The 19,536-nt window shown below is 63.7% G+C and carries 16 protein-coding genes, 1 tRNA gene and 1 pseudogene; 12 read left to right on the top strand and 6 right to left on the bottom strand.

Annotated elements, in window-relative coordinates; translation table 11 throughout:
* Positions 1-227 precede the first annotated feature (227 nt).
* Positions 228-2,339 carry a TonB-dependent receptor family protein gene (locus AB4061_RS05100; RefSeq protein WP_441631518.1) on the top strand — a complete coding sequence of 704 codons (2,112 nt, stop codon included), beginning with the start codon at positions 228-230 and terminating at the stop codon, positions 2,337-2,339.
* Between the two features lie 8 nt (positions 2,340-2,347).
* Here the strand turns inward: AB4061_RS05100 and AB4061_RS05095 are convergent, their stop codons facing one another.
* Positions 2,348-3,772 (bottom strand): DUF1254 domain-containing protein, encoded by a 1,425-nt coding sequence (locus AB4061_RS05095; RefSeq protein ID WP_441631516.1) that lies wholly within the window; start codon positions 3,770-3,772, stop codon positions 2,348-2,350.
* 731 nt (positions 3,773-4,503) lie between these two features.
* Here AB4061_RS05095 and AB4061_RS05090 point away from each other — a divergent pair.
* The 3 genes from AB4061_RS05090 to AB4061_RS05080 all read left to right on the top strand — a co-directional run bounded on the left by AB4061_RS05090 (position 4,504) and on the right by AB4061_RS05080 (position 7,293).
* Positions 4,504-5,259 (top strand): hypothetical protein, encoded by a 756-nt coding sequence (locus AB4061_RS05090; protein ID WP_441631514.1) that lies wholly within the window; start codon positions 4,504-4,506, stop codon positions 5,257-5,259.
* Positions 5,260-5,391: 132 nt separating this feature from the next.
* Positions 5,392-6,909 (top strand): MFS transporter, encoded by a 1,518-nt coding sequence (locus AB4061_RS05085; protein WP_441631512.1) that lies wholly within the window; start codon positions 5,392-5,394, stop codon positions 6,907-6,909.
* Positions 6,910-7,086: 177 nt separating this feature from the next.
* Positions 7,087-7,293 (top strand): hypothetical protein, encoded by a 207-nt coding sequence (locus AB4061_RS05080; protein WP_441631510.1) that lies wholly within the window; start codon positions 7,087-7,089, stop codon positions 7,291-7,293.
* 26 nt (positions 7,294-7,319) lie between these two features.
* Here AB4061_RS05080 and AB4061_RS05075 read toward each other — a convergent pair whose 3' ends face one another.
* Positions 7,320-7,577 (bottom strand): hypothetical protein, encoded by a 258-nt coding sequence (locus AB4061_RS05075; RefSeq protein WP_441631508.1) that lies wholly within the window; start codon positions 7,575-7,577, stop codon positions 7,320-7,322.
* A gap of 203 nt (positions 7,578-7,780) precedes the next feature.
* On the opposite strand from AB4061_RS05075, the gene AB4061_RS05070 reads away from it, so the two are divergent.
* A complete protein-coding gene (locus AB4061_RS05070; RefSeq protein WP_441631507.1) occupies positions 7,781-8,758 on the top strand; it encodes a tripartite tricarboxylate transporter substrate binding protein in 978 nt (325 codons plus the stop codon).
* A 30-nt stretch (positions 8,759-8,788) separates the two neighbouring features.
* On the opposite strand, the gene AB4061_RS05065 is transcribed toward AB4061_RS05070, so the two are convergent.
* Positions 8,789-9,727, bottom strand: a complete 939-nt coding sequence (locus tag AB4061_RS05065; RefSeq protein WP_441631505.1) for an alpha/beta fold hydrolase — start codon at positions 9,725-9,727, stop codon at positions 8,789-8,791.
* Positions 9,728-9,793: 66 nt separating this feature from the next.
* Positions 9,794-11,365: a flavin-containing monooxygenase gene (locus tag AB4061_RS05060; protein WP_441631503.1), complete on the bottom strand. Its 1,572-nt coding sequence runs from the start codon at positions 11,363-11,365 to the stop codon at positions 9,794-9,796.
* Positions 11,366-11,557: 192 nt separating this feature from the next.
* Here AB4061_RS05060 and AB4061_RS05055 point away from each other — a divergent pair, with 192 nt between their 5' ends.
* The 6 genes from AB4061_RS05055 to AB4061_RS05030 all read left to right on the top strand — a co-directional run bounded on the left by AB4061_RS05055 (position 11,558) and on the right by AB4061_RS05030 (position 17,302).
* Positions 11,558-12,208 carry a TetR/AcrR family transcriptional regulator gene (locus tag AB4061_RS05055; RefSeq protein WP_441631501.1) on the top strand — a complete coding sequence of 217 codons (651 nt, stop codon included), beginning with the start codon at positions 11,558-11,560 and terminating at the stop codon, positions 12,206-12,208.
* 312 nt (positions 12,209-12,520) lie between these two features.
* Complete coding sequence (locus tag AB4061_RS05050) at positions 12,521-13,681, top strand: hypothetical protein (protein WP_441631499.1); 1,161 nt, start codon at positions 12,521-12,523, stop codon at positions 13,679-13,681.
* Positions 13,672-14,745, top strand: coding sequence for a hypothetical protein (locus AB4061_RS05045; RefSeq protein ID WP_441631497.1), 1,074 nt, complete (start codon positions 13,672-13,674; stop codon positions 14,743-14,745). Before AB4061_RS05050 ends, AB4061_RS05045 begins: the two co-directional genes overlap by 10 nt.
* 80 nt (positions 14,746-14,825) lie before the next feature.
* Positions 14,826-15,500 (top strand): hypothetical protein, encoded by a 675-nt coding sequence (locus tag AB4061_RS05040; RefSeq protein ID WP_441631495.1) that lies wholly within the window; start codon positions 14,826-14,828, stop codon positions 15,498-15,500.
* Positions 15,501-15,537: 37 nt separating this feature from the next.
* Complete coding sequence (locus tag AB4061_RS05035) at positions 15,538-16,866, top strand: CsgG/HfaB family protein (RefSeq protein WP_441631493.1); 1,329 nt, start codon at positions 15,538-15,540, stop codon at positions 16,864-16,866.
* Between the two features lie 250 nt (positions 16,867-17,116).
* The gene (locus tag AB4061_RS05030; RefSeq protein ID WP_174425874.1) at positions 17,117-17,302 is read left to right on the top strand and encodes a hypothetical protein; all 186 of its coding nucleotides are present in this window, start codon (positions 17,117-17,119) and stop codon (positions 17,300-17,302) included.
* Between the two features lie 65 nt (positions 17,303-17,367).
* Here AB4061_RS05030 and AB4061_RS05025 read toward each other — a convergent pair.
* Positions 17,368-17,443: transfer RNA gene (locus tag AB4061_RS05025), tRNA-Met, on the bottom strand.
* A 138-nt stretch (positions 17,444-17,581) separates the two neighbouring features.
* On the bottom strand, positions 17,582-17,794 hold the full coding sequence (locus AB4061_RS05020) for a hypothetical protein (RefSeq protein ID WP_441631491.1): 213 nt from the start codon (positions 17,792-17,794) through the stop codon (positions 17,582-17,584).
* 283 nt (positions 17,795-18,077) lie between these two features.
* On the opposite strand from AB4061_RS05020, the pseudogene AB4061_RS05015 reads away from it, so the two are divergent.
* Positions 18,078-19,536 (top strand): annotated as a pseudogene (locus AB4061_RS05015) (hypothetical protein); the annotation flags it as partial.

Genomic DNA, 19,536 nt, shown 5'->3' with positions numbered 1-19,536 from the left:
AACGGGCCGGCATGCATCGCATGCCGGCCCGTTGGCCGTCTTGCGTTCCCTTGCACGCAAAGCGGCAAAACGCCGCACCGCGACGGGCAGACTGCCCCCGGGTGCACGTTGCGGCAATGTGTCACATAGCGTACACCAGGCTTCCCTCCGTATCGTACGCGGCTATCCAAGCACGGTTAAAAGGAAAAGGCGCGGCCCAAAGCAGGCCTGGCGCCACAAGGGAAATCATGAAACGAGCCAGACACTGGAAGCAGCGCGCCGCCGCCCTGCCCGCCGCCGCCTTCACCACATTCACCACCGCCGCGCTCGCACAGGCTGGCGCGCCCGCCACACCCGATGCAACTGTCACGTTGCCTGTGGCGACCGTTACGGCCAAGGCCCCAGGCTCGCTCACCGCGCCGAACGTGCAGCAGCAACAACAGGCACTGGACCAGACGGCCGGCTCGGTCGGCTTTGTCGACGCCGCGTCCTACGGCGACACCTACGCCAGCAACCTGCGCGACGTGCTCAAGGATGCGCCCGGCGTGTATGTGCAGGAGCGCTACGGCCAGGAACTGCGCCTGTCGATCCGCGGCTCGGGCATTGCGCGCGGCTATCACGCGCGTGGCCTGGATCTCCTGCAAGATGGCGTCCCCACCAACTTTGCCGACGGCAGCGGCGACTACTACCAGATCGACCCGCTCGGCCTGAACGCGGCCGAAATCTACAAGGGCGGCAACGGGCTGGCTTACGGTACCACCACGCTGGGCGGTGCGATCAACTTCACCACGCCCACCGCGCTCACCGCCGATGCGCCCAACCAGGTGCGCGTCGATGGCGGCAGCTTCGGCACGGCGCGCGCCAGCGGCCAGGTCTCGCGCCAGATCGGCGCCTTCGACTTTCTCGCCAGCCTGAGCGTCAACCACTCGGACGGGTTCCGTGCGCACGAGCGCGGCCAGTACGAGCAGTTCAACGCCAACTTCGGCTATCGGTTCAACCCGGCGGTGGAAACCCGTTTCTATGTGGGCGCCTATATCGTCGACCAGCAATTGCCCGGCGCGCTGTCGCTCACCGATGCGCTGAACAATCCGAAGAAGGCCGCGCCGGCCGCGCTGTCCGGCGACCAGGCGCGCAACACGCGCACCGAGCGCGTGGCCAATGTCACCACCGTCAAGCTAGACAGCGGCCAGCTCGATTTCAGCACCTGGGTCATTCACAAGAGCCTGTACCACCCGATCTTCCAGGTCATCGACCAGGACTACTGGACCTATGGCTTCGCGCCGCGCTACACCGGCACGCAGACCATCGGCGGCCTGCGCAACCAGCTCATCGTCGGCGCGCGCTTCTTCGGCGGCAACAACGATGCGCGCCAGTACGTCAACAACGCCGGCAACCGCGGCGGGCAGACGCTCAACGCCGCGCAGGATGCGTACAACTACGAGGCCTATCTCGAAGACCGCCTTTACGTGACCCCCACCATCGCGCTGATGGCCGGTGCCAAGGCCTACCGCAATGTCCGCCGCTATCAGGACTACGGCGGCCTGCCGGCCAATCCCACGGCCAAGTCCGATAGCGCCACCTACAGCGGCGTGAACCCGAAATTCGGCGTGCTGTGGGAGCCTGCGCCTGACGTGCAGGCGTTTGCCGACATCACGCGCAGCGCGGACGTACCCGACTTTACCGACCTGAGCCAGACCATGGCCACCACCACCCGCTTTGTGCCGCTGAGCGCGCAGCGCGGCTGGACGCTGGAGCTGGGCACGCGGGGCAAGCGCGAACGTTACTCCTGGGACGTGACGGCCTACCGCTCGCTGGTGCGCGACCAGTTGCTGCAATACACCACCAACCCGAACATCCCGGCCGCGACCTTCAACGCCAACCGCACCACGCTGCAAGGCGTGGAGCTCGGCGTCTCCGGCGACGTGCTGCAGAACCTGTTCGGCTCCGGCGACAAGCTCACGCTGTCGCAACTGTGGAATTACAGCGACTTCCGCTTCGACAACGATCCGCAGTACGGCAACAACCGCATCGCCGGCGTACCCGAGCACGTGCTGCGCACCACCGTTGCCTACAGCCGCGCGGCCGGGCTGCGCGTTGCCGGGACCATCGACTGGGTGCCGGGCGGCGCCTATGTCGACTACGCCAACACGCTGCGCACGCCTGGCTACGTGCTATTTGGCCTGCAGGCCAGCTACGCATTCCAGCGCGGCGTGACGGTGTTCCTGGATGCGCGCAATCTCGGCAACAAGCGCTATGTGAGCGACTTCAGCACCGTGGCCGACGCGCGGACAGCCAACACCGCAGTGTTCTATCCCGGTTCGGGCCGCGCGCTTTATGCTGGCATCAAATACAAGTTCTGAGCCCGCCTTCACTCCACCCGCATCACCGGCGGCGCGCTCCAGGTGCCGTCCAGCATCACCTGCCGGGGCCAATACACCCGCATCATCAGGTTGAAGCCATCAGGCGGCGCCGGCAGCCAGTTGGCCACCCGCTTGCCCGCCGGGCGCGCATTCTGGATATAGATATCGAGCGAGCCGTCCCGGTTGTACCGCAGCCGGTCACGGTCCCCGATGGCATAGCGGTTGAGCGGATTGGCGACAAACGCCTGCTTGTCGTTATAGAGCGTCAGTGACCAGAAGGCCGTGCCCGGCGGCATCTGGCCTTTGTTGAAATGCATGACGTAGCGGTTTGCCCCGTTCAACGGCTTGCCGCCGGCGTCGACCCGCGTGCTGGGATACAACGCATCCGCCGGCAGGTTGGCGCCAAGCCCAACCCGCGCCACCAGCGCGCGCTTGCCATAGGCCGTGCCGTAGTCGCCGAGATCCCGGTGCACGATCCATTTGCCATCCCCTTCGCCACTGCCGCGCTTGGCCATGGCCACGATGCCCGCCAGGGCGGTGGTGGCGCCCTCCTGCACCGCGCGGGCCGTCGATGGCTCCAGCGCGGTCACGGAGAAGGGCTTGCCCGGAACGATCCCGAGCTTCTTGATCGATTCCACCATGGCCGCATCGGCCGCGGCCGGAGGATTGGCCGGCAGCAATTCGGCGAAGCGGGTGAAGAATGCCTGCGCGTCCATTGCCGCCACCTGCTCAACGGGCGGCGTTTCCATATCCACGGGAACCGCTTCGGGCAGCATCGCATCGGCGGGCTTGGGCCGCGCCTTGCCGCCACGCTGCAAGGCGGAGAGCGGCGCCAGGCGATATTGGTCCTGCAAGCGGCGGACCGCTGCGTAATCCTGCTTGCCATTGGTTTGAGTACGGCCGATCAGCCACACCATCTCGGTCGGCGAGCGGATTTCCGTGACGCCTGGCGGCAAGGTGCCATTCCACATCGGCCCCGTGACAGCGTAGACCGCTTTTCTGGTGCCCGCGGTGCGCTTGCCCGGCGACGCGAAGACGTTGGTCCAGGCGTCCATCAGCGGCATCAGGTAATAACGCCCGTGCGTGTCGGGCAGCGCGAGGATCACCGGGCCGCCCGACAAATCCAGCCATGCCGTCGAATAGAGCGTATCGGCATTCGGGCTGACCACGTCGGTGAAGGTGGCGTCCGGGAAACTGCGCTTATGCGAGAAGGTATTGGCCGGCACGCGGGCACTCATGACCTCACGCGTGACATCCATCAGCACCAGCGGATAGGCATAGACAAAAATCTGGGCAGATAAAGCCTTGACCGCATCATCGGATGGCGGCGAAGCTGGCTGCGGCACCGCGGAAGTTTGCGGGCCCGCGGCGCAGGCAGACAACAGCAGACCGAGCGCAAGCGCGCTCGCAATTCGGCGTAGCGAAATAATCATGACCCCGGTTCCTCGTCGGAATGGCTACCTTCCATGGGCTTTTCGCCGACGAACGGGCGACATCGCTGCACAGAGGCGCGTCTATTTTCCCGAGCGATGATGTTCCCGGCAACCGGAGTTGTCAATTGCGCAACGGTAAACAGTGAGGGCAAACGCACCATTGCCCACCAACGCCCACCAACGCTTACCCCGCGCAATGCATTTGACTGGAAGCTGATGGACCGGCGCTATCTCTCATTACTGCTTCGATTACCTTGATGGTTATCTTGCCGATAAGAGCCGCCTGATGAAATTAATATGGCCAAGCCCCTGGAATCCATTATTGGCCCAACACATTCAGCCTGGATGGCTGCCCGGTAAAACCGGAGCCCGAGCGTGTTTGACTGCAGCGCCCCGCCCGAACTCTCGGCACCAAAGAAGTGCAATTCAAGCCACAAAAACAAAGCGACTCGGATTGTGCCGTCTGGCGGATCCGAAAGTAGTTTTGTCCGTTCGGTAACGCTCGGAAGCCGTAGATTCATAACACCGGACATGGGACCGCCCGCGTTTTCTTCCCTGGCAACGCTAATCGATGCCAGCGGCTGCCTGCGCAAGATCATCAGGAGGAAGGCCGGCAACGCGAGCCGCGCCTCGTCCGGTAGCGGCGGGCCATTTGTGGCCGGCCGCAACATGTCGCCCCCTTCCCGGCCCTTGCACTGGGCGGAACGGGGCGGGAAGCGGAGCAACATGCGATGCATGACTACGACATCGACGCGGAGCCGCCCGGGCTCCAGGTATTCGAAGGCGTCGTGACTCGACATCTGCTCGACGAGATCAATGCGACAATCGACGCCAGCCGGCAAACGTGGCGGCCCGCAGATGGCCGCCGCGCCACGCAGGCAGCCGTGCAATTTGCAGACATGCTGCGCCAAAACGAGGGCTTTCAGCTGGCGGAACGGCAGGCCTGCGAGATCTCAAGGCGATGGGCGCGCAAGGCCGGCTGGGAACTCAACGGCGAGCCGCCACTGTGCGTACTGCGCTGTGTCAATAGCGGCTTGCCCGCCCAGAGCCACTTGCGGCATTACGACTCCCATATCCTGACGCTGCTGATTCCGCTGCAAGAGGCGCAGGCCACCCAGGAAAACGGGGACCTGATCATCTACCGGCGCCAGCGCCGTGCGGTGACGGCCTTGTCGAATATCGTTGCGAAGATCCGGCTGATCCTGTTGCGCAACCTGCCGTTCGTCATCCGCCGCGCGCAGACCTTCCGCCATCTTGCCAAGCACCAGTGCGACCGCATCGCCTGTTTGCCGGGCAATGTCTATGCGTTCAACGGCTTCGTCACCCTGCACGCCAACCTGCATGCCGAGGCGGGCGAGCGCCGTTCCTTGATCGTCCACTATTACGATCCCGGCCTGACCGCCGGGCTCAGCACGGTGCCGCGCGCGTGGCGCGCGTTGCGCGACCGGCTGCTTGACGCGTTCCAGCACACCAGGCCGCGGGCCTGAAGCCACGTCCTCCTGTCATCCCCCATCGGTTCCGCTTGGGCGCCCGGATCATTTCGCCGATACTGGGTAAGCGGGTCGTCGCCCCGGCGGCGCCAGGCTGCGAATTGCATCTACGCGATCGATGGGACCGTCATGGCAACTGGCAGTGCGATGCTGGCCAAGCACCCCGACCTGTCGGCTGCGCAGGTTTATCTCTTCGCCTTTACCCTGGGCTGCACCACCGGCGTGGACTTCGTGGCGTCGTCCATGATGGGCGTCGCGGGCACCCATATCCGGGGTGGCATTCACGCCTCGCCTGAGGATTTTCTCTGGAGCCTCACCTCCTATGCCGCCGCTGCCACCGTCGCCAATCTGGTGCTGCGGCGCATCGCGCAGGACATCAGCTATCGCGGATTCACGCTGCTCGGCCTGCTCATCGCCACCGTGGGCGCCGCGCTTTGCGCTGTCTGCAATACACCGCTCGAACTGAGCCTGGCGCGCGCGGTACAGGGTCTTGGGGCGGGTGGCCTGTTCACCGCGTCGCGCATCATCATCCAGCTGGTCGCCGCCCGTGAAGAGCGCCGGCCCCTCTTCCTGGGCTTCAACGCCGGCGGCATGGGCCTGGCGGCACTGGCCCCATGGATTTCCGCGGTGCTGGTGGAGGATGCGAGCTGGCGGATGATCTTCGTGGTCCAGGCCGCGATGTCGGTCGCGGCGATATTGCTGGTGCTGGTCTCGTATCCGCGCCGGCTCGCGGCCTCGCTGGCACCGTGGGAGGTAGACGTCGGCGGCATGGATTGGGTGACCGTGATCTTGCTGGGCACGGGCGCGCTGGTGCTGCTACACGGGCTGGGCGACCTGCGATTCTACGAGCTGGCGAACTCGCCGTCGGTAGCGATCACCCCGATCGTCGGGCTGTTGCTCATGGCTAGCGTCTTCATCCACCAGCATCGCCACCCCGATCCCTGGCTCAACCCCAAGCTGCTGTTCGGCCGCCGCTACCTGGTCGGGCTGGGCTTCTATACCTTGTATTACTTCCTCAACGGGCTCTGGGGCTATGTGGTACCTACCACGCTGCAGTCCGGGCTGGGCTTTACCTTCCAGACCGCCGGCAAGGTGCTCACCATCACTGGACTGATCGGCTTCGCGGGCCTTTGCGTCTTTACCTATGCCGGCGCCCGCTTGACGGGGCAACGCCGCTACATCGCGCTGGGGTATTGCATGTTTGCCGGCGCGGCCTGGATGCTGAGCCAGCGGATGATGCCGGGGGCTTCCATGGCCGTCCTGCTGCCGGCCCTGACCCTGCAAAGCCTGACCACGCCCTTCATCCTGGCATTGGTGGCGGGGCTGACCTATGCGGAATTCAGCGTCGAGGATTTTGCCCACGCCTATCAGTTCAAGAACATCGTGCGCCAGATCGCAACGGCCGGCGGCACGGGCGTGGCAAGCCTGTGGCTCCAGTATGGCGAGGCCATGGCACGCACGCAGCTGGTAGCGCGGATTACGCCCTTCGACCTGCCCGATGGTTATGACGCCGCCACGCTGGTACGCTGGTCGGCGCTGATCGACCAACAGGCGCAGCTGATTGCAGTGAGCAATCTGTTCGCGCTGCTGGCGGTAGCGTGCGTGGGCGTGGCGCTGATCGCCGTGGCGCAGCGCGCGCTGCGCTAAGTCGCGTCAAAGAAGGGACCGGAGGACTTGGCGGCGCACGGAATTGCGATGTAGATATGGATGCCGGACCGGCAGAAATCCCCCGAAGTGGCGGGATTGTGAGCGAACGAATGGGTTCTACAATGCGGCTGCGCGGGGCATATGCTTCGCCAGGCGAGCCGCACAGGAAGCACATCCATGACGCTTTATCTACTCGGATTCCTATTCTTCGAGGCCTTGTGGTTCTTCCCGTTCAGGAAGGTATTCAAGGCTGCCCATTTTGGTCCGCTCTACGCGTATCTGGCGCTGCTGCCGTTCATCGGGCCGCTGCTGTGCATCTGGATTCTCGCCTCACGCCCATGGCCACTGAAATCCAAGCTGGTCCGCACGTTCTCGCAGGTGTAGTGCGTGCGGCGGGCCGCTTGAACTAATCAGAAATCGTGGTCCCCCAGCATGACGGGGTTAATAGACGGGTCCGCAGACCACTTCTGCAAGGCCACTTCCTGGATGCGGTCGAGATTACGCTCGAAAATATCCAGGTGGCTGCCAATCTGGCCCTGGGCCAGTTCATCCAGCGCCGAGCGCGAAACAAAGCCGCTGCTGTCCACGCCGTTTGCCACAATGGAAAAACCGATTTGCTCGCCATCGTCGGACGGGGCCGGATTGCGTATCAGGAAGGCTGTCGACATCGTTAGCTCACGTTGATTCAGAGGGCGGATCGTAGCATGAGCGACTCCGCGCGATCGAGATGCACGATCAGCGTCATGCATGCCGTCATGGGAAGGGTATCGCCCGATTCCATGACCATCCCATCTTCCATGAGTATCTTCCTTGCGCACTAAAGAGCACCTGAAGTGCCGCTGAACGTGTATCACCGCCAGGAGACAAAAACATGGATCGTCGTCATTTCCTTACCACTGCGGTTGCAGCCGCCGCGCTCGGCGCAGCCCCCGCCTTTGCCAATGGCTGGCCAAGCCGCCCACTGCGGCTGGTCGTGGCCTACCCTGCTGGCGGCGGCACCGATGTGGTCGCCAGGCTGTTCGCGGACTTCCTTGGCAAGGCCCTTGGCCAATCGGTCGTGGTCGAGAACAAGCCGGGCGGCGCGACGATTCCCGCTACGCTCGACGTGATCCGCGCCAAGCCGGATGGCCACACACTGCTGATGACGCTCGGCTCCTCGGCCACTTCGGGTGCCCATATCAACAAGGTACCCTACGACCCGCTCACTGACCTGACCGCGCTGGCCGAAGCCGCACGGGCGCCCGTCTTACTGGTCGCCACCAGGAACGCGCCCTTCTCCACGCTGGCGGAGATGATCGCCTACTCCAAGAGCGCGAAGTCGCCGCTGCATTCGGCCTCGTATGGTCCGGGCACATCGTCGCACTTTGGCCCCCTACTGCTGAACAAGCTATCTGGCAGCCGGCTCGAACCGGTGTTGTACAAGGGTTCGGCTCCTGCCACGCAAGACCTGGTGGGTGGCGTAGTGCCGGTAATGATCGACGGGCTGACCACCGCCGTGCCGCTCTATCAGTCGGGCAAGACCAAGGCGCTGGCCATCACCACGCCGGAACGCTCCGACATGGCGCCGGGCGTTGCCTCGTTCCGTGAACTGGGGTTTCCGGGCATGGAGCAATTGAGCGGCTACTTCGCGCTGTTCGGCCCCAAGGCCATGCCGGCGGACGTGGTTGGCGCGGTCTCGGCGGCGATCCAGAAGGTGCTCGCCGACCCGGCCTATCACAAGCGGCTGTTCGCGGTCGGCGTGCTGCCGCCGCAGGCCATCACGCCGCCTGCCTTCGCCGCGCAGGTCAAGGCGGACTACCTGCGCTGGGGCGAGTTCATCAAGGAGATCGGCTTCACCATCGACGCTTGACCGGCAGCACGGCGACCGGCGCGCGCCGCGTCAGAGCCGCGCGGCAGCCGCCGTGAGCCAGGCCGCGGTCTGGTCGGGAATTGTGATCGGCAGCATGTGGCCGCCAGGGACAAGTTCGAGATCCAGCGCCGGCAGCTTGTCCTTCATCGCCTTGCCCTGCGCCTGCCAGTCGAGCACGGCATCCTCGGTCCCGTACAGGATGCTGATCGGCAAGGCCAGCGAGGCATAACGCTGCGCCATGGATGGCAGGTCCTCCTCCACGCTGACCATATCCGTCGAAGTGGCATAGAAGCTGCGCGGCCTCAGGCTGAGAAGGCCGCCGCCTGCGATGCCGAAGTCCTGCGGCAGCCGGTCGGGGCTGAAGATCAGTTCGACCATGGCCTTGCCGCGCAAGATAGACCGTGGGATCGCCCACGTCCATGCGATCACGCGGCGCATGGTGGCCGAGGAAATCGACAGCGTACGGAACATGGGCGGCACGCCCTCCACCGGATGCGTCAGCGGAGCAATCAACGCCAGCCCGCCGACCGTGCCGGGGTGATCGAGCGCAACGCCAAGCGCCACCGCCCCACCCAGGGAGTGCCCGACCAACAGCGGATTCTGCAGGTCTAGCGCACGGATGAACTTGGCCACGACCGCGCTCTGCACGCTCAGGCGGGCCGACATCGCCGGTGGCCGCGTCGAATGGCCCGAGCCGGGCCGGTCGACCAGGATCACGCGGAACCGGCCGGTCAGCTTTTCAAGCAGCGCATAGGAAAAATTGCCGGTCTGCCCCCCCAGCCCGTGAACCATCACGATAGCCGGGCCCTCGCCCTTGTCGATGTAATGAAGGCGGGCGCCATCGATCTCGATAAACTTCCCCTTGGGCGGCAGCGCATTTTCCACCTTGCGCGCAATCAGGCCGGAGAATGCCACCAAGCCAAGCAGAACGACGGCGCCCACGGCGACGCAGGCAATCAATATGGTCATTGTGTATATACCTTCACCGTTGAAATTCAACCTTGACGTTCAACCTTGACGTTCAAGCATTATCTGTCAGCCATCCACCGAGGCAGCCGTGCCCGCACGGCCGAAGGCCATCTCGCTGCCTTCCACCTTGCCGAACTTCAGGGCCATCAGGTCGAACAGGTAGTTCTGATGCACCTTCCACGGCCGCCTGGAGCCTTGCTTGGGCAAGATGTTGCTGGCCCGCTGGACATAGCCGGAGCTCAGCGAGAGCGAAGGCTCCTCATCGGATGCCTGATCCGTGCGGCGCGGCGCGCACCAGGCATGGCCCTTCGCGTCCATGTGATTGATCAGGCGGCACACGTAGGTCGACGAGAGCTCGGCCTTTAGCGTCCAGGAGGCGTTGACATAGCCCATGGCCACCGCCAGGTTCGGCATGTCGCTATACATCATGCCCTTGTACATGAAGGCCTGCGCCGGGTTCATTGGGGTGCCGTCCACCTCGAGCTTCATCCCCCCGGCCACCTTCAACTGAAGCCCGGTAGCCGTGATGATGACATCCGCGTCGAGCCGCTCGCCAGAGCGCAGCAGCAGGCCGGCCTCGGTGAACGACTCGATCTGGTCGGTGACTACCGAAGCCTTGCCTGAGCGGATGGACTTGAACAGATCCGAGTCAGGCACCAGGCAGAGCCGCTGGTCCCATGGCTTGTAAGACGGCGTGAAATGCTTGTCGATATCGTAGTCCGGACCGAGTTGCGCGCGCACCCCCTTGAGGATCTTGCTCTTGACCAGGTCTGGCTTCTTGCGCGAGAGATTGTAGAAGTACATGCCCAGGAGCACGTTCTTCCAGCGCGTGACGCGATGCGCCATGGATGCCGGCAGCCGCCGCTGCAACCATGCGGAGACAGCATCGCTGGACGGGCGCGCCACGATGTACGTTGGCGAGCGCTGCAGCATGGTCACGTGGGCCGCCCGCTCGGCCATCGCCGGCAGCAGCGTGACGGCCGTGGCCCCGCTGCCGATCACGACCACGCGCTTGCCGTCGTACACCAGGTCCGCCGGCCAGTGCTGGGGGTGCACCACACGGCCATTGAAGCGCTCCATGCCCGGCCACCCGGGCATATAGCCGTCCGCATAATCGTAGTAGCCGCTGCACAGGTAGAGAAAACTGCAGGTAAAACGGGCAGGCGTGCCTTGCGGGCCTACCGTGGCATCGACCGTCCACCTTGCGGTCTCGGACGACCACGACGCACGCAATACGCGATGGCCAAAGCGGATGTGCCGCTCGATGCCGAATTCCTTCGCCGTGCCACGGATGTACTCAAGGATCGAGTCACCATCGGCAATGGATTTTTCGCTTCGCCATGGGCGGAAGCTGAAACCCAGGGTGTACATGTCCGAATCGGACCGCACGCCGGGGTAGCGAAACAGGTCCCATGTGCCACCGATGGCGTCGCGCCCTTCCAGGATCGCGTAGGTCTTGCCCGGGCAACTGGTCTGCAGATGGTAGCCAGCGCAGATGCCGGAAAGCCCCGCCCCGACTACCAGCACATCGACGTGCTGCGCCGCTGCCTGCCCTGGTGCCTGCTCGTCCTGGCGCTCCGGCTCCGCCGTGCCGGCGTGAACATCGGGATGCGAGTGCTTCGCATTGCCTGATAGCATCGATCGTCTCCTGTTGGCCAAACCGAGCCGGCGCTTGTCGCGCCGAATTCTCACGGTGCGTCCGTGCTGTATTCAGACTAGACTAGGGTGTTCACCCTAATTAATCAACCGAGATTGCCAAAACTAGGGCTTACCCCTAACCATCTGCCGTGCAAACATGCAGATAACGGAATATGCAGGGAGTTATCAACCATGACGGTGCAAGTCGCGCCAGCCCGGCGCCCCAAAACGCGCGAGCGCATCCTTGACGCTTGCCTGAGCCTGTTCAACGAGCGCGGGCCAGTCGTCGTGACCACCGCGGAGATCGCCTCGGCGGTCGGCATACAGGAAGGGAATCTCTACTATCACTTTCACCGCAAGGAGCAAATCCTCGAGGCCCTGTTCGACAGCTTCGAGCGGGCGCTGCGCGACACCTCGGTCGCGGATCTGGCGCAAGGCGACGCACCCAACCGTTTCGCAGGCTACCTGAGCGGCTGGTTCAACCTGATGTGGGAGTGGCGCTTCTTCTATCGCGATGCGGCGTCCATCTACGGCCTGGCGCCAACGCTGAGGTTGCGCACCGAGGCGCTTGCCAACGACGGACAGCACCATGTCCGTCGCGTGTTCGGCGCCATGCAAGCGCAAGGATTGCTGCGCGCCACGCCCGAGCAGCTTGACCACTTGGTCGTCAACACGTGGATCGTATCGACCTATTGGATCGACTACCTGCGGTCCCGGCACGGCATCGATGCCATCAAGCGCGAGCACATCAATTGGGGCGCGTCGCAGCTCATGAGCCTGTTCTCGCCCTTCCTCACGCAGGTCGGCATCGGCTTGCTGAATATCCAGCCAAGCGAAGGCTGACGCAAGGCGCCGCGACCTCGAGAGGCGGCCCTCCACCGCCCTCTAATTGCCAACTCCGGCATGCCATGCCATTAAAGGCATGTAGAAGTCAATAAGGCAATTATCAATTTTTCTAAAAAAAGCCACTAAAGTCATTTTTGCTGTTTTTCTACAGTAGAATCCCGGCCTTGCGAGCGCGCGAGTCCTAAGACATTTCGGATTGAGTCCCAAGACATTTCCGAATACCCGCCAATGTTCATGGGCCGGCGCGTTCGCTTGAATGCGCGGCACCTTGCATCTCTCGCTGCCCTCCTTTCATTTTTGACTCTGCCCATGCAAGCTTTCCGACTTGTCGTTTTGCTGTTTACTGCCCTCGCGGCTACCCAGGCAGCCGCTGCCGACAGCGTCGCCTTTGCCGGCTTTGCCTATGCCGGCGACGCTCAGCAGATCGCGGCCCGCTTCCCGGTTACGCGACAGGTCGAGGCCGAGCTGACCGCCTCCGGCAGCGCGCCGAACAAGGCCATCAGCCGGTCTCTGGCCGCGCGCCCGCCCGCCAATTTCACGCTGTCCAGCGACGGCATGGCCAGCCTGAAGCATAGCGACCAGGCTCTCGCCACCGCACTGGTGGTGACCAGCGAGACCATCTCGTCCGAGCGCTTCGGCCGCCTGTACAAAGTGCTGGCCAACGTGCGTGGCCAGGCCCTGGTGTTCGACTTCAAGGCCATGACGGTGCTGCGCGCCTATCCGATCAATGTGACCTACCTCGACGTGCTCGACCATCAGCCCAGCGAGCGTGAGAAGCGCGACCGCGTCAAGCGCCTGCTGCTCGGCGGCGACAAGCCGGGCCTGTTCGATCGCTACGCTCAGGTCCTGTCGGGCGCGAAGCTGCCGTCGTCGGGCACCCGCTACCTGCAGGTATCGCAAGTCAACGTGGCGCCTGAAGCGCTGGCCCAGTTGCCCGAAGGCCTGAAGACGGGATCCGGCGTGGCCGAAGGCTGGCTCGCCGACATGTTCGGCGAAGCCCTGCTGGATAAGGCTGGCGTACCGATCCTGCCGTTCACCAAGGGCTATGCCATTGGCAATGCGATGGCGATGCGCTTCGCCGACGGCGAGGTCTTCAACCTCAAGCTGCCTGAGCCCGACTACACCATCCAGGTGGACCTGAAGGGCTTCAAGCGGGTCGAGTACGGCAGCTCTGCGGCCGGCACCAGCTACATCTATGCGGTGTACAGCCACGTCAAGCTGGGCGAGCCGATGTCCGGCAAGCAGTACCTCGATGCAGATTTCAAGAACGGCGAAGTGAAAGCCGTCCCCGTCACGCAGTCAGAGATCGACGATTTCCCGGCTTACGCGGATTCCCTGCGAGGCCTGTTCACCAAGCTGTCCAGTTCGCTGGGCGGCCAGGACAGCGACTGGCTGGCTGCGGCATCGTCGGGCGACAACGTTGGTAAACAAGTAGATGTCACAAGAGGAGTGGTCAAGTCATGCAAGTAATCCGTCAGCTCTGTTGGCTGTTTTTGTTCGCGTGCAGCCTGGCGTCGGCACAAGTGGTGTCATCCAAGGGCATGGCAAACGTGAAGTACGACAGTTCGGTGTTCTCGAGCAAGGCCAGCGCCGAGGACAAGGACCGCGCCTTCAAGACTGCGCAGGTCAACGCCATCGAGCGCTACTACGCCGAGAGCGGTGAGTCGCAAGCCGAGAATTTCGACAGCATCCGCGACAAGGTCGCGGCCAACCTCGACAAGTTCGTGCTGGGCGCGACCATCATCAGCGAGGAAGACAAGAAGGACGCCAGCCAGTATTCGGTGGTGGTCCGCGTCGACATCAACGTCGCCAAGCTGCGCAACGCGGTCAAGGGCGGCGCGGCTGTGGCAACGGCCTCGGACGCGCAGAAATCCCCGCTGACCTTCCTGTTCGTGGCGCGCCAGCAGGACTCCGTCAAGTCCTTCGATACGCGCGTCTACAAGCGCGCGGACATGAAGGAAAACGTCAACGAGAAGTCGACCCGCAACAGCTATTCGGCCAATGCCTCTGTCTCCGTCGAAACCGGCGGCAGCCGCACCCGCAAAGCGGATGACGTGAGCTGGCGCCTGGTGCCGTCGGGCAACCTGAACTCGGTGTTCACCGGCGTGTTCGCGCAGTCGGGCTTCCAGGTGGTGGAAGCCGCCTATGTCGAGCCCTCCTCGGGTGGCCACCTGCGCATCAGCGCGCTGGAAAACGACTACAAGAGCGGCAACGACCTGCAGCCCGCCACCATGCGAGAGGCCGTGCTGGGCCTGCAGACCGCCCAGGTCCCTTACCTGGCGCTCGGCACGCTCGACATCGGCATGCAGGACAGCGACCCGGTCACCGGCCTGACCCGCGTGTACGTGACGGTAACGGCCAAGCTGCTTGACGTGACCACGCGTTTCCCGCGCACGGTGTCGTCGGTCGGCCCGGTCCAGTACGCCGGCACCGGCCCGGACGCCAGCGTGGCACAGACCAACGCGCTCAAGCGCGCGGCCGATTCGGCAGCACGTGAGTTGGCGGCGCAACTGAACAACGCCAAGGTCCGCTAATTGCTCCCAGGCCGGCGCAAGCGCGTCACGGTACCGTACGGCCGGCCTCCCTACCCCTTTGCTTTCCCTGGAGAACAAACATGTTGAAGAAAGTCATCTCGATCGCTGCACTGTCCCTGCTGGCCGCTGGCCAGGCCCACGCCCTGCCTTCGCTGGGCAGCCTGACGGGTGGTTCGTCCTCGTCCAGCAGCGGCGCCACCGCCGATGCAAGCGGCGCGCAAGATCAGTTGTCCAAGGCCTACGTGGCTGCCGGCCGCGAAGTGCTGGTGGCCCAGTCCCACCTGGCGGACGCGGTTGGCCTGAAGGAACTGTCGGCCAAGGCAAAGGCGACCGCTGACGCGCTGACCGACGGCGCTACCAAGGGCAACCTGGAGGACTCCGACAAGCTGCAGAGCGAAGCCTCGGCCGCCATCGAAGCCAAGCTGAAAGACTCGAACACCAAGATCGATGCCGCCGGCAAGCAATCGTACGTCGAAGGCATGAAGCACCTTGGCCTGGGCGTGCTGCGCTATGTGGGCCTGCGTCCCAGCCTGATCGCCTTCAAGGATGCCGCACAGTCGCAACTCACCAGCGCATCGGTGATGGAAAAGCTGACGCTGACCAACAAGCTGTCGACGGGCACCTACATCGCTAGCGAAGCACCGGGCCACGTGACCCGCCTGGGCAGCACGCTGCAGGCTGCCACCGCATACGCGAAGAGCAACGAAATCCCCGTGCCGAAGGATGCCACCGCGGCACTCTCGGCCAAGTTCTAAGCCTGTTGCCATCGTGAACCAGAGCGGAACACTCCCCATGAAATGGCATCGTGCGCTGGCCGTCTGCGGCCTCGCATTGACGGTGTCGGTGGCAGGCTGCAAAGGCCGTGACGCGGAGCCGCCACCGGCCGCCGCATCCGCGGGCGCTTCTGCGCCGGTGGCAAGCGGCAGTGGCGCACCCGACGTGGGCCAGGTCGAAAAGGTGCGGGTCACCACCACCGGGCTTGGCCATACGCCGGCCGAAGCTATCGACCAGGCACTGCGCCAGGCCGTCATGCAGGTCAATGGCATGACCATCGAGCAGTCGTCGACGCAGTTCAAGTCGGTGCTGGGCCTGGCCGTGGGACGCGATCCGCTCACGCTGAGCTCGGCCGGCTTCGCGGAGCTGGTGAGCCAGAGCAGCCGTGGCGCCATCAGCAACTTCAAGGTGATCGAGATCAGCGAGCCCGGCCTGACCGAGCGCATGATCAAGGCCACCATCGAAGCCAATGTGGCCAAGTACAAGGCGCCGGCGGACCAGGGCAAGCTGCGCATCGCCATCGCCCCGCTGCGCGTGGACAGCCGCGCCGGCGGCGACACCGTGCGCATCGCCGCCGAGCTGCGCCAGCGCATTATGGACGCGCTGACGCAGAGCGGACGCTTCACCGTGCTGGAGCGCGATGTGGCACCGGAGCTCGGTGACGAAATGGATCGCATCTCGAACGGCCAGACCTCGGCGGACCAGTTCGCCAAGCTCGGCCAGGGACTCGGCGCGGACCTGATCTGGTTTGGCCGCGTCAATGCGTTCGAGCCGGGACGCCGCGCCAATGCAGATGGCGAGGCCGGCGTGCCAGGGCACTGGTCGGTCTCGCAGAAGTTCGTCAACGTGACCACCAGCGAAGTCCTGTTCAGCAATACCGCCAAGGGCGACGCCGGACGCGCGGCAGGCGAGCGCGTGGACGCCATGGAAGGCGCCGTCGTCTCCAAGGTGGTAGCCGATATCCTGGTGCGCCTCTACCCCGTCAGCGTGGCCTCCCGCGATGGCCACAACGTGGTCCTGAGCCAGGGTGGCCAGTCGGTGAGCAGCGGCACGGCCTATCAGGTCGTCATGCTGGGCAACGAGCTGCGCGATCCGCAGACCGGCCGCTCGCTCGGACGTACCGAGCAGGAGTGCTGCACCGTGGTGGTGGACCGGGTCACGCCCTCCTTGTCGTATGGGCATCTGGAAGACGTCAAGGTAAAGCTCGACGATATTCCAGCTGGCTCCCTGCAGCTGCGCGCGGAGATTCCGCCTGCGCCGCCGGCGGCTGATACCAAGCCCAAGAAAAAGGCAGCACCGCGCAAGGAAGAGTCCCTGGGGCCGCCCAAGAGCGACGCGAACTGGTGATCGGGTGATCGGGTGATCTGTTGAAGCCTTGGCGCCAGCCGGTCTGAAAGACGGCTCGCACGACAAAGCCGCACGCCGTCCTGGCGTGCGGCTTTGTCCATTCCGGGCGCCGCCTGCGTATGCCATCGCCATCGCCATCGCCATCGCCATTGACGACAAGCAAGTACGCCAGATGGTTCTAAGGTAAGAGTTGGCCCCCTCCTGCGCGACTTGCAGCTGGGGTTCTTTGAGTCACTTACCGGAGAGGAACATGTCAGTGACGCTCAGGTATTGGTCAGAAGACGGCGATGAGGAAACCGTCAATGTATCGTCCGCTCAACTCCTGTCTCAGATTGCGCCCCAACCCCCTTCGCGATCGCAGAAGCCGCCACCGGCCACTGAAGAAAAGCCGATCAAGTGGACCATCCCGGACGACCCGCCGGGCGATTTCGCCTAGCGCATAACGGCAAGGTGACAAAGCAAAAAGCCCGTGCGGCTTGAACCGGACGGGCTTTTGGAATCTGGTTGCGGGGGCAGGACTTGAACCTGCGACCTTCGGGTTATGAGCCCGACGAGCTGCCAACTGCTCCACCCCGCGATTGAGAATATACGCGGATTAGCGGCATCTGGATAGCCCTAATACAAAAAGAACTGAAAAGTGCTAGCGCCCATTCTTTTGGCGTGCGGCGGCCGCTCCATGTACGCTCGCGAATGCACGCATCCGCGTCAGCGGCACTCAGCTATTTTCATCGATCCACTGCTTCGCCCACGCGTAAGCCGCGATTTTTGCGTCGGCTGCCGTGGCGTGATTGCGGCCGATGGATTTGGAATCCTGCACTACCGCCCCGTCCTCCCAGATCGCGCATGACGCAATGTGCAAACCGTCCTTGATCGTCTTGCAGAAGACGTGGACTACGTACCCTTTGTACTCTGTGATGCCGCTTTCCATCTGTGTCCTGGCTCCCCTGCATGCTTCTCGTCGAAATCTCGCTGGATCCTAGCACGCGCAGGGTTATTCATTCACATCAGCGCCGGTGTATCCCCGACACGAAATGCCAATTGTCATTTTTTGCAAAATTGTCGAATAACCCCACCGCTGTGGGCAGGTGCCGCCAACGTCTCTTCCTGTAACCTGCGTGCGCAGCGTGGTCAGGGACTCGAAAACCCGCTGTATCTGCAGATAATAATGAATGGGAAATCCAATGGATATTAGAGAGGAATCCAGGTCGGGGATGAATCGCCGCACCCTGCTGACGCCCGCAGTTGCAGCCATCACGCTTGCCGTATTGAGCGCGTGTGGCGGAGGTGGAGACGGCGGCACGGCGACGACCCCGGCTGCCAAGGTAACGCTGCAAGGCGCGGCAGCCAGCGGCGCCTTCATGGCTAATGCCCTGGTCACCGTCTATGACGCTGATGGAAAGGTCGTGGGCAGCAACACGGCGGATGGCAGTGGCCATTTTGAATTCGATGTCACCGCATTCCGTGCACCGTTTGCGGTTGTCGCCACCGGCAGCAGCGGAGGCGACCAGCTGACCTATGTCTCGGTACTGGCGACCAAGCCAGCCAATGGCTCCGCCACCGTCAACGTGACGCCGCTGACGACCGCCGTGGCAGCGCTGCTGGTTGGTGGCAATCCCCTGGACCTGACGAAGTCGTCGGTGCTTGGCAGCAAGGCAAGCAGCGCCCAGGTGCAGCAGATCGTCGGCTTGCTGCGCGCCGTACTGGCCAATGTCACGAGCGATGCGGGACTGGACCCGACCGCCTTTGACCCGATTTCCACGCCCCTGAGCAAACAGGGAGAAGGTGCCGATAGCGTCCTCGACGTTATCCGGGTCACGCTGACCGCAAGCGGTGCAAAGCTGACCAGCACCGGCTCCGTGCTAGGCGACAACAATGCTGCGCACGAAGTCATCCTGACACCGGGCTCGCTGGCATCGCCTCCGTCCGCGTTGCCCAAGCCCGAAGTCAAGACCAATGCAGCAACGTTCGAAGGCATCCGTGCCGCCCTTCAGGCCTGTTTTGCGCTGGATCCCGCCGCCCGCGCGAATAGCACTAGCTTGCTTGGCGCTTGCAGCACCGCATTCTCCGGCGATTACCTGAACAACAGCTACACCGCTCGCGATGACCTGTTCACCCTGCTGGCTGCGAGCGACATGAAGGGCGCCAAGTTCGAGGCGCCGGTTGTCCTGTTCAATTCGACCAATGCCCAGAACCAGGCAACCGCACTGGTACGCCTGCCCTTCGTTCGCGCCGACAAATCCACCGACCACATCACGCGCCTTGTCACCAATCGCGCGCCTGCCGGCTGGCAGTTGACGGGCAACCAGCGCAGCTACGAAGCCGCGGTCACGCGGAGAATCAGCAAGGTCACCGAGTTGAATCCGCTATCGGCGCAGGGGATCGTATCGCGCTATGAGAGTGCGCTGCGTTTTCTGTTCAACCCCGCCCGGGGCGCAGGTACGAATGTGCACCTGGTACGGGTGACGGGCCCGGGATTGCCGGCTGCGGGCATTACCCTCTTATCGCCGTTTCGATCGCACAAAAGCAAAACCCCCCAGTACTTTCGTACTGGGGGGTTTCAAGGGAGAGCCTGGCGATTACCTACTTTCACACGGGTATCCGCACTATCATCGGCGTGGAGTCGTTTCACGGTCCTGTTCGGGATGGGAAGGGGTGGATGGGAAGGGGTGG

Origin of the sequence: Cupriavidus sp. YAF13, from assembly GCF_052113425.1 — a bacterium.
In the GTDB taxonomy this organism is placed as follows: domain Bacteria; phylum Pseudomonadota; class Gammaproteobacteria; order Burkholderiales; family Burkholderiaceae; genus Cupriavidus.
The sequence above is the reverse complement of the archived record's forward strand: the minus strand, read 5'-3'. Positions and strand labels throughout refer to the sequence as shown.

Excerpts from the sequence above, each read along its gene's own strand:
- AB4061_RS05100 (WP_441631518.1), top strand. The coding sequence starts at position 228 with ATGAAACGAGCCAGACACTGGAAGCAGCGCGCCGCCGCCCTGCCCGCC.
- AB4061_RS05095 (WP_441631516.1), bottom strand. The coding sequence starts at position 3,772 with ATGATTATTTCGCTACGCCGAATTGCGAGCGCGCTTGCGCTCGGTCTG.
- AB4061_RS05090 (WP_441631514.1), top strand. The coding sequence starts at position 4,504 with ATGCATGACTACGACATCGACGCGGAGCCGCCCGGGCTCCAGGTATTC.
- AB4061_RS05085 (WP_441631512.1), top strand. The coding sequence starts at position 5,392 with ATGGCAACTGGCAGTGCGATGCTGGCCAAGCACCCCGACCTGTCGGCT.
- AB4061_RS05080 (WP_441631510.1), top strand. The coding sequence starts at position 7,087 with ATGACGCTTTATCTACTCGGATTCCTATTCTTCGAGGCCTTGTGGTTC.
- AB4061_RS05075 (WP_441631508.1), bottom strand. The coding sequence starts at position 7,577 with ATGTCGACAGCCTTCCTGATACGCAATCCGGCCCCGTCCGACGATGGC.
- AB4061_RS05070 (WP_441631507.1), top strand. The coding sequence starts at position 7,781 with ATGGATCGTCGTCATTTCCTTACCACTGCGGTTGCAGCCGCCGCGCTC.
- AB4061_RS05065 (WP_441631505.1), bottom strand. The coding sequence starts at position 9,727 with ATGACCATATTGATTGCCTGCGTCGCCGTGGGCGCCGTCGTTCTGCTT.
- AB4061_RS05060 (WP_441631503.1), bottom strand. The coding sequence starts at position 11,365 with ATGCTATCAGGCAATGCGAAGCACTCGCATCCCGATGTTCACGCCGGC.
- AB4061_RS05055 (WP_441631501.1), top strand. The coding sequence starts at position 11,558 with ATGACGGTGCAAGTCGCGCCAGCCCGGCGCCCCAAAACGCGCGAGCGC.
- AB4061_RS05050 (WP_441631499.1), top strand. The coding sequence starts at position 12,521 with ATGCAAGCTTTCCGACTTGTCGTTTTGCTGTTTACTGCCCTCGCGGCT.
- AB4061_RS05045 (WP_441631497.1), top strand. The coding sequence starts at position 13,672 with ATGCAAGTAATCCGTCAGCTCTGTTGGCTGTTTTTGTTCGCGTGCAGC.
- AB4061_RS05040 (WP_441631495.1), top strand. The coding sequence starts at position 14,826 with ATGTTGAAGAAAGTCATCTCGATCGCTGCACTGTCCCTGCTGGCCGCT.
- AB4061_RS05035 (WP_441631493.1), top strand. The coding sequence starts at position 15,538 with ATGAAATGGCATCGTGCGCTGGCCGTCTGCGGCCTCGCATTGACGGTG.
- AB4061_RS05030 (WP_174425874.1), top strand. The coding sequence starts at position 17,117 with ATGTCAGTGACGCTCAGGTATTGGTCAGAAGACGGCGATGAGGAAACC.
- AB4061_RS05020 (WP_441631491.1), bottom strand. The coding sequence starts at position 17,794 with ATGGAAAGCGGCATCACAGAGTACAAAGGGTACGTAGTCCACGTCTTC.